Below are 12,414 nucleotides of genomic sequence, written 5' to 3' on the forward strand. Positions count from 1 at the left end.
TTTACTTTCTCGATTTGCCTATATGAAATTTTTTCTACCGCCTAAGCGCACTTCATTTTTTAGTGACATTCACATTTCGATATCGCAGACTGACCCTTTAAAACCAACAGGGATCATTACTATGGTTAAAGTATGTTCACCATTGTTATTTATTTATCTTTGCTTAAGCCTTTTCAGTAATCTCGCCAACGCAGAAGTTGGCCTGTGGAAAATAGAAAAGGGCAACAAAACGTCGTACTTATTTGGTACCGTCCACGTCGGTGACAAACAAATGCAAGGTTTACCAGCCAAGGTAAAAAGCGCCATTGCGAGCAGTGATAAAGTCATGGTTGAAGTGAACTTAGAGGCGCTTTCTCCGTTTGCGATCCAACAGCGCTCCATGCCATTTATGTTGTTAAAAAACAACCAAACACTAAAAGATCAGCTCTCTGCAGAAGTCTATCAGAAGCTACAAGATTACTTTTCCAAAAAGCAAATAGATATCGCCTTATTTGAACGCTACGCACCATGGGCCGTGATGGTAACTATGCTACAACTGGAATATCAAAAGCTCGGATTTACCGATACTAATGGCATCGATAAACAAGTAATAGCCTATGCAAACGAAAAGAAGATCCCAGTTGGTGAATTTGAAACCTTAGAATATCAGCTTGAAATGTTCAGTCAGCTGAGTATTCATAGTGACGCCATGCTCAAGGAAACATTTGCACAGATGTCTGATTTGAATACCTACTTCTTGGATTTAGTTTCCGCATGGCGAAGCGGCGATTTAGAAAAGTTATCACATTACTATCAGGTAAGTTTTTCGGATGATAAATATGGCAAATTAGCCGAGCAACTGATGATCATCGAACGCAATAATAACTGGGTGCAAGTGCTTAAAAAACAGCTCCCTAATGAATCAACGTTTATTGCCGTTGGTGCATTACATCTTGTTGAAAAATATGGCCTTGTTGAGCAACTTAAAAACAATGGTTATTCAGTCACCCGACTATAACGCTCAGCGCTACCATGCTAAGAGGTAAGTAGTTTACTTTGTGGGCGTGTTAAACAGGTACTTCCATCAACACGCCCTAAAAAATAAAAATCTTTTTTAAACCTTTTCATTTTTATTTGCGACTTACCTTTCAAACACTCTCGTTGAAGGTAAAAAATAATGAAAAAGTTAGCGTTAGTTTTAGCATTAAGTGCAGCGGCAATGACTGCACAGGCAAAAGATTCAAAAACCATTACAGCATCATTCCCAAGCAATAGCCTAGCCGAGTTAGAAGTGGATATTGCCGTAGGTAAAATCGATCTACAAACTTACAACGGCAGCACCATAGAGGTCGAAATTTTGGTTGAACCTAAAGAGTCAGACAGTTGGTTTGGTAAACCAGATGTGAGTGAAGCGACCCTAAACAGCAACACATCAGGAGATAAATTATCACTCGAGATCAATTCGGATGATTATGAACTATCTTGGCAAGTTAAGGTGCCTGTTAATTTGGCCTTAGATGTTGAGGTTGGTGTTGGCAAAATTGATATTCAAGATCTTAATAACTCTGCTGATTTAGAGGTAGGCGTAGGCAAAATTAAAATTGAGACTACCGCCACCGATTTCAAAAAGGTGTCTTTAGATTCAGGTGTTGGTAAAACGGCAATATCAGGTTTTGGCAACGTAGAAACTTCCGAAAAGAGTATGGTTGGCTCGACAACAGACTATCGTGGTCAAGGCCAGTATTCCATCGATGCAGAAGTCGGGGTTGGAAATATTCGTTTAAGACGAGACTAAGTCTCGACACTCATTCAGTAATAGCGCCACTTTGCTATGCAGCACATCCGGTTGCAACGGCTTATACAAATGAGCCGTTGCGCCAAGTGCGTAGACCTTATCCAGATCCTCCGCATTAGTATTTGCGGTCACGACCAAAATAGGCACGGTCGGATCGAGCGCCCTCAAACGCTCAGTGGCTTCAAAGCCATCCATCACAGGCATATTTAAATCCATTAGCACGATATCAAACTTACCCACCTCATATACTTCAAGGGCACCTTCACCATGTTCGACATGCGTTACCAATTTGGCTATGGGCTGAAGCATTTTTTCAATCACGCGCGCATTTAGTAAATTATCTTCCACCAGTAAAATGCGAGCTGACACCGGCTCTATTTTACGAGCCAGTGTCTGTTTGTTGTCAATTTCAATGGGGACTCTCAGGGTTGCTCTTGTACCTGTTGGCTCCCTCGCAATAAAATCTAATCGTCCCCCAAGCGCAGAGGTGAGTAATTGGCAACGCTTCAGCCCTAACTGCGTGCCTTGAAAATGCTCGCTATGCACAGCTTCTCGTAACTGCTGATAGTCGAACCCAGGCCCAGTATCTTCAACAACAAATTCTAAATATGGCGTATCTTCATCTACAACCAAATCCGAAAATACTTGAATGCTGCCACGCTCAGTAAATTTAATTGCGTTATTGACCAATTCACTGATCAACCAACCAACACGCTTACCATCACAATAACAAGTCACATCTAACTCATTACTCAACGCCAAATTAAAAGCGAGAGATTTTTTGTGTGCGGTTAGTTGAAAGGCAATACAGGTTGATTTTATTACTTCTCGCAATGCGACTTGATGACGCTCAACTACTACTTCTTGCTCGGAAAGGTTATTAAAGTCTTGAACCGAATAAAGTAATACATCCAGTTGATTTGCTGCGCTTTTCACATGTTGTAAGTGTTGGATTTCTTTGTTTCTCAGATATTCATCTAAATACCCCTGAATGGCCTGCAACGGCGTTCTTAGCTCGTGACTAACACGTGCTAAAAATCGTGATTTTGAGTGTAGTGCATCGTCAGCAAGCTTTCTTGCCGCCTCTAATTTATCAAGTGCTTCAGCAATTTCTCGCGCCATTGGGCGAAATACAAATTTCGCTTCTATAAACAGTAGCAATAGCCCAAGCAGCCAGATTAACAATTCTATTTTCCTCACCATCTCAGTTTTACTTCGCGCATGCTGCTCAAATAGTGAAACGGCCTCATTCAGGTTGGGGAGTAAATGCTGAGATGCAGTAAAGATTTGTTCCATTAATTGAGGAGTGGATTGCTGTAACTGAGACCTTGATAAAGTGACAAAAGTATTACTTTGCAAATCCAATTGCACCGGCTCTTGGTAGTAAAGCGCAGCAAGCGCCTCATTCAGATAAATAGCCTCCCCCCCCTCTGTTTTAGTTAAAAACTCATGATTACTTTCAAATTTATCAATGGCTTGACGAAGCTCCTCACTGTCTCTTTTATCCTCTTGTGCACTGAAAAGCGCGATGCGCTGGGACAACATCCGCTGCATACCCGCAATATTAATTACGTGCGCGTCTTGGCTCTGCTGATACAGTAAATACTGCATAATCCCCATCGCCATCGACAGCAATATAGCCATAGCAAGTAATGCCCCGATATAACGATTTTTAACTTTATTTATTAACGACATATTTTTGTTTTTCATCTCATAGCATTGTCTCAGCTGCAATGTTAAGTGTAGTTAACAATCGTATTATTTACAGTCCGATACTTGACACCTAGACGGCCAAAATGTTTCAATGCGTGTTCACCCTATTTAGATAGTTTGATGCCACGGCGTCAAATTAAGGGCTGGAAGAGGTGCGTTATTCAGGTAACTAAGTGAAGGAGAGCAAACTCCGTTGCAGCTTAGTGAGGGGAATATACGCCGAGAAATTGAGTTATTGTTTGCTAATACTCATTTCGGGCGACTGGGCTGAATCCCAGCGACTGTCACCAACATACTTGGTGGAGAGCTTCTGGTCTTAGAAAAATAAGGCCATTGGCTGCCTTATCCTTTTTAAGTCCATTGCTCTTCGAATTTTAACGGTTCGAAGTTTGGACACCCTCCTAACTCCGAACATGATTTAAGTTCGGTAGAGATGAAATCACAATTCAACTTATCTGACTATCCGTTGTGGACGGCTTTAGTAACGCCTTTTGATGCTGAAAATCAGGTTGATTTTAGCGCATTAACGACGCTTGTACGCGATCAAGAGCAGGCTCGTAACGGTATTCTTTTACTAGGCAGTACCGGCGAAGGCCTTGCGCTTACCCAACAAGAACAGCAACAAATCGTTGAGTTTGTTTGCCAGCTCGCCCCAAGCGTACCACTAATGGTTGCCGTTGGCGGTAGTAATCTTGAGCAGCAAACACAATGGGTGCGCTTTTGTAATACGCAGCCCATTCATGCACTCTTACTTGGCTCACCAATCTACGCAAAGCCCGGCAAAGTTGGTCTGGCGCATTGGTTTAGCACACTACTCGATGAGAGCCACAACCCTTGCATGCTCTACAATGTACCCGGTCGCAGTGCCGTTGCCATCGCCCCTGAACTACTCGGCGAACTAGCTTGCCACCCTAATCTGTGGGCACTAAAAGAAGCCAGTGGTGATATTGCCACCTTTGAAGCATTTCGTCAGGCAGCGCCTGATGTCGCAATCTATAGCGGCGACGATGGCTTAATGCCCTACTTTGCACAAGCAGGTGCAACGGGCCTGGTGTCTGTTGCAGCAAACGCATGGCCGCAGCAAACCGCAGAATTTGTAAGGCGCTCGTTAAGCGGCACCTCTCCTAATTTATTTACCACCTGGTCAGAAGCTGCAAATAGCTTATTTGCAGTGGCAAATCCCATACCAGTCAAAGTGTTAATGCACTTGCAAGGGAAGCTCACAAGTCCAAACTTGCGCCCGCCGCTGACACATTTGGAACTCACCCATACCGATGCGATCACTCGCGCGAACAAAACGATTTTATCTTGGAACTAAGGCAGTAAACATGAGCTGGTTAACCCTACTAAACGATTTAGAAAATGGCACAGTACGTGCTGCAACACAGGATGAGCAAGGCCATTGGCATGCTAACGTAGAAGTAAAACAAGGGATCCTTGAAGCATTTAGAAATGGCGTAAATACGGAATTCCCAGGTGGATTTGTTGATAAAGATAACTTAGCACCACGCGGATTTGCTGCACAAGATGGCGTTCGTATGGTCCCTGGCGGAAGCAGTGTAAGACGTGGCGCTTACGTCGCAGCCGGCACAATTATTATGCCACCGGCTTATGTCAACATTGGTGCCTATATTGATTCAGGTACTATGGTAGATAGTCATGCGTTGGTTGGTTCTTGCGCGCAAATTGGTAAAAATGTGCACCTTAGTGCAGCAGTGCAAGTGGGTGGTGTATTAGAACCAGTTGGAGCAAGTCCTGTTGTTGTTGAAGACGATGCCTTTATTGGTGCAGGCTGTGTATTGGTTGAAGGGGTTGTTGTTAAACGCGGTGCCGTATTAGCACCGGGCGTGCGCCTTTCAGCAAGTATTCCAGTCTATGATTGCGTGAACGAGCGCTTGCTTGACAAAGGTGAAGCCATCCCTGAAAACGCGATAGTGATCCCAGGCTCTCGTCCAGCTTCAAGTGAGTGGGCACGCGCGCAAGGATTAAGTATGTCATGCGCACTTATCGTAAAATACCGTGATGAACAAAGTGATGCATCACTGGCGCTGGAAGAGGTTCTACGCTAATGACTTGGTTGAGCACGTCACAGCGAACTGCAGCTGAGGCATTGATCCAGCAACAAGATACGCCTTTCTTTTGCTACGATTTAGATAAGCTAAGTGCGCATGTTAAGCCCTTAGTTGATCAGCAAATCGTTAAGCTTTGGTATGCCGTAAAAGCGAATCCGTTATCACATATCATTCAAACCTTAGATAACGCAGGGTTTAACTTTGATGTGGCATCTAGCGGCGAGCTTGATCAGGTGTTATCTCAAGGGATCGCAGCTGAACGCGTGCTCAACACCGGTCCTGCCAAATCGCTAAAGCAGATCCGTCATTTTGCAACACAAGGCGTACGTATTTTCGTGGCAGAAAGCCACAATCAAGTACGCTGGTTAAATCAAGTGGCCGAAGAGTTTGAGCTTCAATTTGAAGTTTTACTGCGGGTGCAATTACGCTTTGATAAAGCAGAGCACAATCCACTTGGTGGCAATATGCTGACTCCTTTTGGTCTTGGCGCAGAGCAGTGGCAAGCCCTAACTTTAAGTGACTACACCCATCTAGACTTTGTCGGACTGCATATTTTCCAATGGGGGAACATTCTCTGTAGCGATACGCTAGCAGAACTTTGGCAGGCTATGGTTGCACCTTTAGTTCAGCTCGCTGCTGATTTAGGTATTACTCTAAAGGTACTCGACTTAGGTGGCGGCCTTGGTATTCCCTATGATAGGCAAAGCCCTTCTCTCGATTGGCAGAAATTATTAGGCGCGCTCGCATTGATAAAATCCGCCACGCAAGTGCAAGAATTATGGATGGAGTTAGGCCGCTATGCGGTTGGCGAATGTGGTTTTTATCTCAACCCTGTGGTGGAACAAAAGCAAAACTACGGTGAACTACAACTAATTGTCGCAGGCGGTGTCAATCACCTGCTGCGTCCAGCGGTTACCGGACAAGCTTTCCCCGCTGAATTGTTACGCCAGTCTCAAGCGGAGGCCACAGACTTTCATATTCATGGCCCACTTTGCACAGCATTGGATAAATTAGGCACCCTAGCCTTACCAAGCGACAGTGCCGATGGCGATTGGCTTGTTTTCAGTCAGTGTGGCGCTTACGGCTACACCGAAAGTATGCCGTTCTTTTTATGTCATGAGCTCCCAGCTGAGTACATCATCTCAGCTGGAGAAATCAGCTGTGTCCGTGAAGCAGAGCCCGCTTCAAGTTATTTGAGGTAAACATGAATACCATTACACAACAACATATTCAGGTTGGTGAAATTGCCAACGGCTTGCCTTTAACTATTCCGGTCTATCGCATCAAAGGTGATGGCAGTGGGCCTAAGGTGTATATCCAAGCAAATATGCATGGCGCTGAAGTGCAAGGTAATGCAGTGATTTATCAACTGCTGGAACAGTTGAAGCAATTGTCATTAAAAGCGGACATCACCTTAGTGCCTTACGCAAACCCGATTGGTTGTAATCAGAAATCTGGTGAGTTTACCTTAGGTCGTTTCGATCCAATTACGGGCACGAATTGGAATCGGATGTACATCAACCATTCCGGGCTGGTTACCGAGTTTGTGGAGCAAAATCCGACGCTTTCAATTACAGAAATCACTCAGCAATTTCGCCAACGATTAGTTGAGCACACCCAAGCGCTACTTGATGGGCCCTTAGATAGGTTGACAACGGGTAAGCGCATCGCCTTGAATTTACAACGTCTAGCTCATGAAGCTGACATTGTTTTAGACCTTCACACGGGGCCAATTTCAGCAAAACACCTGTATTGTCCTGAGTATGCAAAAGGCAGCGCTCGATATTTTGATATTCCGCATGTGTTACTTATTCCAAGTGACTTTGATGGTGCAATGGATGAAGCAAGTTTTTGTCCATGGTGGAACTTGCAGCAAGCCTATCGGGCTATAGGCCGAGAGATCCCAGTATTAACCGAAGCGTTTACGGTTGAGCTTGGCTCTCAAGAAAAAATTGATTTAGCGGAAGCACTGGATGACGCTAATAGCATTTTGAGCTACCTGAACCATAAACAGGCCTTTCAAGATGCGCACTTTATGCCAAAAAATATCACCCGTTACGTCTGTCGACTAGAGAATTATCGCACCTTTTATGCACCAATGGGTGGCATGGTGGAATATACGGCAAAGCTTGGAGAGCATATCAAGGCAGGTCAGACCATTGCCAAAATTCTCAGAATGGATCGCTATTTATCAGAAACGCCCTTAAATGAGATCAAGTTGGACGAAGATGCCATCGCCATTTTGCATTTTGCCTCTGCTAGTGTGAATCAAGGCACTGAGCTTTATAATTTCTTTACTCAAGTTGAAACGCTTTAACTCGAGTACTTTTATTGCGTGAGAGTAAGTCAAAGCAAATAAGCGCTGCTTGTTTAGCTTAACACTTACTAAGGTATGGCGGCGATAGTCGCCACCTTTTTCTTATGCGTACGTATTTTTCTTTCTGACATTTTTGACCTTCGAGATTCATTTCCCTTTCATTATCATTGGTTAATAATGTAATCAATTGTACTTACTCTCGGCGCACACAGGATGAAACTTACACACTTATCAATACCGGCTTTGGCCTTGCTTACCTTGCCACTTTACGCTCAAGAAGCCCAACAGGAAGATGAAATCGATTTAGTCAAACAGTGCGTGCTAAACGCGGTATTAACTGGAGATAAAGATAAAACCATAGAGCAGGTCCGTACCGAATGTGCCGAGGCTGATGCAGATAAAACCTTAAGCCAATTAGATAAACGCATGGCGCGCGAACGTGTAACGGAAAAGAACCGTAATGTATTAACACCACATAAGCGTAACTATATTTTGCCAGTTTCTTATATGACCAACGTCAACAGCAGACCATTCGATGGTCTAAATGCCATTGACGATGAAGACGGCGAGCCAATCGACAACTTTGAAGCCAAATACCAAATCTCTTTAAAAGCGCCTATTTATAAAAACTTTTCGGATAAAGATCAGGCAATCTATTTTGCTTTTACGCTGCAATCGTATTGGCAGCTGTATAACAAAGATGTGTCTTCGCCATTTCGTGAAACCAACTATGAACCAGAAATCTTTTGGATTAACTTTTTAGATGATGAAAACGTGCTTTGGGGCGATGAGATGGCCTTTGTACTTGGGATTTCCCACCAATCTAACGGTCGCAGTCAACCAAATTCCCGCTCTTGGAATCGTATCTATGCGAATTTTATCTGGGAAAACCGAGGCTTTGTATTCAGTTTTAAACCTTGGTATCGCTTACCCGAAGACGATAAAGAAGATGCCTTGGATCCACGCGGAGACGACAATCCAAACATCGATGAGTACTTAGGTCATTTCGAGTTTAGCGGGGTGTATCGCCACGAGGAGCATGAGTTTGGCTTTATGTGGCGCAATAACTTAAACAGTGATAATCGCGGTGCAATTCAGCTAGACTGGTCATTCCCGATTTGGGGAAGACTGCGCGGCTACGCACAATACTTTAATGGTTACGGCGAAAGCTTAATAGACTACAACACACATACCCAAAGGCTTGGTATTGGCGTGCTGCTCACTGATATTCTTTAAGCGCATTCGAATACAAATAAGCTCTGAACACTCAGAGCTTATTTGTTTGGTAAGCTGAAAATAATTCTCTGTTTATTGCGGTTTTATCACCACAAACTGTCCCTCAAATTTAGCAACTAGCATGTCACCATCATAGACATTCACTGGCACCACATATTTTGCTTTGCCAGCCGTCTCTAGCGCTTGTAATTCACCTTCACAGTCCGCAATGGTAACCGTTGCCGCTGGTGCTGTGGTTAAAGGTTTTAGATATTTAATATTGGCATCAGCTAACACAATATCTCCCTCCAACCCAAGTTCCTTAAGTGCCAAATAAGTCGCTCCCCAGCCCGTTAGCGTCGCCATGCTATATATAGAGCCTGCAAACATCGAGTTGTGTAAGTTGAGGTTCGCTTTTAAGTCAGCCTTAGTGGAAAACTGCCAGTCTGTATAGCTTTCGACTTTAATCCCCATCGCATCACTGATTGGAATAGACTCGCGCCAAGTATTTTGTAATACATGGGTCCAATTTGGTTGTCTAAACCAGCCTGGCTCCGTAGGACGTTGTTTTACCATCTTCCAGTGCTGCACATCGTCATAGGCTAAATGTGCCTTTTCAACCACTTCATAGCCATGACGCTCATAAAATGATAACGCGCGCTCACGAGCATACAAAACCAGCTCTTCTGCTTTTTGCGTCCAAGCAATAACCTCAAGCTCGTGTAGCAAACGACTACCTAAGTGATGACCTCGATGCCCTTCTGCAACGGCCATATAGCGTACTTGGGCTTGCTTATGATTGTTAAAGTGGAGCCTAGCTACGCCTAGCACTTCACCATCATTATTTTTAATGTAGCGATGTTCAGCTTCTTGTTCTAAATCATCCTGTTCGCTGCCACGAGGTTGATCCCATGGCGCTCTTAACACCTGCCAGCGTAACTGGTAATAGGCTTGCCAATCTTCGCTGCTTTGTGGTGAAGTTACCTCAAACATCACTGACTCCTGTTTTGTTATTAGCCTGTTAAATGACTTTGAATCTAGTACGGATACACCCTACAAGATAAGCTCAGTGTAGGGAATAAAATGCGCCAAAACACTTATCCTTTAGTGTAAAAACTGGTGGACAAGCTGGCATTCACAAAATCCTCGTCTATGATGATGTTATCATGGGAGAATTTATTACGCATTCAGGCACTATCAGCAACGATTTTGTGGACCGGAGCCACCAGCTAGGACACTTGCTATATTGGCATAAACAAGGCAGAAATAGCATCCAAGTGCGGCAAGAGAAATCGTTAAGATGGCTTCTGATAAACAACACATTACAATCCGTTGTGGAGTTAAACCACCCGGAGCACTTGTTATTTCCTCATTTAAAAACGTTCGCGAGTCGCTGGCAGCAAGTCACCCCGCCAACCAGCGTACTAGAGCTGGGTCTTGGCGCAGGTGCAATCCGTGATTACCTCAATGCCACTTATCCAAATTGTCACATTACCACCATAGATAACAACCCAGATGTGATCCATTGTTACAAACGCTACTTTGGTGGCGACCCTTTGTGCGATGTTAATTGTGTTGATGTATTTAAAGCGTTGCAACAAGGCAAACGCTACGATTGGATTGTGCTCGATTTATTTAGCGAACTTGAGCCTCCCATCTTCTTGTTTCAGCACCAGTTTTATCGTCTACTCAGAGCTGCTATTAATGATGGAGGCCGACTGTATATCAACTTTTTAACTGAGCATGAGTCGCAGCTCAAGCAACTTCAACACTTATTAATTACCAACTTTGGTAAAAAGCCCTTTATCGAAAAAGTGCCGGACTACGCCAATATGATTATCGAAGTTAAACGCTAGCATTTGTTGATCTTAGATTTTTACGTCAAATCACTATTCAACACTAAAGTTAAAAGTCACAGGGCCGTCATTCAGTAAACTCACCTTCATATCCGCAGCAAATTGTCCTGTCGCGACTTTCAACCCTGCGGCCTTGGCTTGAGCCACAAAGTATTCGTAGAGTGTATTCGCTTGCTCAGGTGTTCCTGCGCTCGAAAAGCTTGGCCTCATGCCTTTTTTGGTGTCTGCCGCCAAGGTGAATTGCGATACAACTAATAGTTCGCCTTCAATGTCTTTTAAACTTAAATTCATTTTTCCCTTGTCGTCAGTAAAAATACGGTAGTTGCTTACCTTATGCAGTAACTTATCCGCCGTTTGCTCCGTATCCGACTTTTCAACGCCTAATAGTAACAATATCCCCTGAGCAATTTGGCCTACAACCTCACCTTCTACTTCTACTTTTGCTTCGCTGACCCTTTGAATTAGTCCTTGCACTACCTACCTCTTGTGACTGCTAATGATGCTGAATTTTGCACAGTAATAGATCAGCCGCTCGCCTTATTGCTTCTGCATAAACGGGGTTAGCACTACAATGCCCAACTCCATTCAAAATCAACAACTGCGCCTTAATGCTTTGTGCTAACTGATGAACCGGTGCGTATCGACACATTAAATCATGCCGACTGTGAATAAACCAGATAGGTAAGTGATCGAGCCGATGTGCATCTGCTGTAATTTGCTGTGTTTTGATAAAGCACTGGTGACTAAAAAAATGCACCATATGCTGTGCTTTACTGAGCTGTTTGTCTGCTTTGCAGAGCCTAATACCTTGCGTATCGCTATCCGTTGTGATCAGGTTATCCCACTCACACCAGCGCTGTGCTGCTTTTCTTTTGAGTAACTCATCCTCGCCAAAAAGTGCAGAATGGTAATGGTCTAGCAAGGATTCTATGGTTTGCGCTCCCTGTGCAAAGGCAAGATACTGCTCTGGATAAATTTGCGCGGGGGCACCTTGGCTACCATAAAGCCAATGAAGATCCGCCTCATTACCCAAAAAACTCGACCACAACACTATCCCCAAGACATCTTCACGATGTTGCTCAGCATAAAGAAGTGCCAGCATGGCACCGAAAGATTCCCCGGCGAGTACAACCTTTTGCAGCCCTAAATGCGCACGAATGGTGTGAATATCTTTCAGCAGGTTCGCGGTATTTATATTGCTAAAGTCAGTAGGGGTTGAGTTGCCACAGCCTCGCTGACTAAACAGGATGATGCGGTATTTTTGCGGATTGAAATAACCGAGCACATTACGAGAATGGCCCTGACCTGGGCCACCATGCAGCATGATAAGTGGTGTGCCATCACTGCAGCCATATTCCTCTATGCCCAATTGATGCCCTTCACCTACCGCGAGATGAAAGCGACGCAAAGCATCGCCATGTTGATACAATAAGCTCATAACTCCCCCTTAGGGGCTTAAGCTAACCG

Annotated in this window: 12 protein-coding genes and 1 riboswitch; of the genes, 8 read left to right on the forward strand and 4 right to left on the reverse strand. The window is 44.2% G+C overall.

Going from position 1 to position 12,414, the window contains the following annotated elements:
- The first annotated feature begins 121 nt into the window (after window positions 1-121).
- Entirely contained in the window at window positions 122-997 is an 876-nt protein-coding gene (locus tag BB427_RS02555) for a TraB/GumN family protein (protein WP_069018838.1), read from the forward strand.
- A gap of 159 nt (window positions 998-1,156) precedes the next feature.
- Window positions 1,157-1,774, forward strand: coding sequence for a hypothetical protein (locus BB427_RS02560; protein ID WP_039494639.1), 618 nt, complete (start codon window positions 1,157-1,159; stop codon window positions 1,772-1,774).
- Here BB427_RS02560 and BB427_RS02565 read toward each other — a convergent pair.
- On the reverse strand, window positions 1,760-3,484 hold the full coding sequence (locus BB427_RS02565; protein WP_069018839.1) for a response regulator: 1,725 nt from the start codon (window positions 3,482-3,484) through the stop codon (window positions 1,760-1,762). The two genes, BB427_RS02560 and BB427_RS02565, sit on opposite strands and share 15 nt — an antisense overlap.
- A 142-nt stretch (window positions 3,485-3,626) precedes the next feature.
- Window positions 3,627-3,805: riboswitch (Lysine riboswitch) on the forward strand.
- Window positions 3,806-3,920: 115 nt separating this feature from the next.
- On the opposite strand from BB427_RS02565, the gene dapA reads away from it, so the two are divergent.
- The 5 genes from dapA to BB427_RS02590 all read left to right on the forward strand — a co-directional run bounded on the left by dapA (window position 3,921) and on the right by BB427_RS02590 (window position 9,112).
- On the forward strand, window positions 3,921-4,805 hold the full coding sequence (gene dapA / locus BB427_RS02570; protein WP_045962251.1) for a 4-hydroxy-tetrahydrodipicolinate synthase: 885 nt from the start codon (window positions 3,921-3,923) through the stop codon (window positions 4,803-4,805).
- A 10-nt stretch (window positions 4,806-4,815) separates the two neighbouring features.
- The gene (locus tag BB427_RS02575) at window positions 4,816-5,556 is read left to right on the forward strand and encodes a 2,3,4,5-tetrahydropyridine-2,6-dicarboxylate N-succinyltransferase (RefSeq protein WP_017219174.1); all 741 of its coding nucleotides are present in this window, start codon (window positions 4,816-4,818) and stop codon (window positions 5,554-5,556) included.
- Window positions 5,556-6,761 (forward strand): PLP-dependent decarboxylase, encoded by a 1,206-nt coding sequence (locus tag BB427_RS02580; protein WP_069018840.1) that lies wholly within the window; start codon window positions 5,556-5,558, stop codon window positions 6,759-6,761. Before BB427_RS02575 ends, BB427_RS02580 begins: the two co-directional genes overlap by 1 nt.
- Before the next feature lie 2 nt (window positions 6,762-6,763).
- Window positions 6,764-7,876, forward strand: a complete 1,113-nt coding sequence (locus tag BB427_RS02585; RefSeq protein WP_069018841.1) for a succinylglutamate desuccinylase/aspartoacylase family protein — start codon at window positions 6,764-6,766, stop codon at window positions 7,874-7,876.
- A gap of 213 nt (window positions 7,877-8,089) precedes the next feature.
- Window positions 8,090-9,112, forward strand: coding sequence for a phospholipase A (locus tag BB427_RS02590; RefSeq protein WP_069018842.1), 1,023 nt, complete (start codon window positions 8,090-8,092; stop codon window positions 9,110-9,112).
- 72 nt (window positions 9,113-9,184) lie between these two features.
- Here the strand turns inward: BB427_RS02590 and BB427_RS02595 are convergent, their stop codons facing one another.
- A complete protein-coding gene (locus tag BB427_RS02595) occupies window positions 9,185-10,084 on the reverse strand; it encodes a bifunctional GNAT family N-acetyltransferase/hotdog fold thioesterase (RefSeq protein WP_069018843.1) in 900 nt (299 codons plus the stop codon).
- A gap of 173 nt (window positions 10,085-10,257) precedes the next feature.
- Here BB427_RS02595 and BB427_RS02600 point away from each other — a divergent pair, with 173 nt between their 5' ends.
- On the forward strand, window positions 10,258-10,947 hold the full coding sequence (locus tag BB427_RS02600; RefSeq protein ID WP_045990412.1) for a spermidine synthase: 690 nt from the start codon (window positions 10,258-10,260) through the stop codon (window positions 10,945-10,947).
- A gap of 33 nt (window positions 10,948-10,980) precedes the next feature.
- Here BB427_RS02600 and dtd read toward each other — a convergent pair whose 3' ends face one another.
- Window positions 10,981-11,421 (reverse strand): D-aminoacyl-tRNA deacylase, encoded by a 441-nt coding sequence (dtd, locus tag BB427_RS02605; RefSeq protein ID WP_069018844.1) that lies wholly within the window; start codon window positions 11,419-11,421, stop codon window positions 10,981-10,983.
- A 19-nt stretch (window positions 11,422-11,440) separates the two neighbouring features.
- On the reverse strand, window positions 11,441-12,385 hold the full coding sequence (locus BB427_RS24580) for an alpha/beta fold hydrolase (RefSeq protein WP_069018845.1): 945 nt from the start codon (window positions 12,383-12,385) through the stop codon (window positions 11,441-11,443).
- Between the last annotated feature and the right edge of the window lie 29 nt (window positions 12,386-12,414).

It is taken from the genome of Pseudoalteromonas sp. BMB, from assembly GCF_001709235.1.
Classification (GTDB): domain Bacteria; phylum Pseudomonadota; class Gammaproteobacteria; order Enterobacterales; family Alteromonadaceae; genus Pseudoalteromonas; species Pseudoalteromonas maricaloris.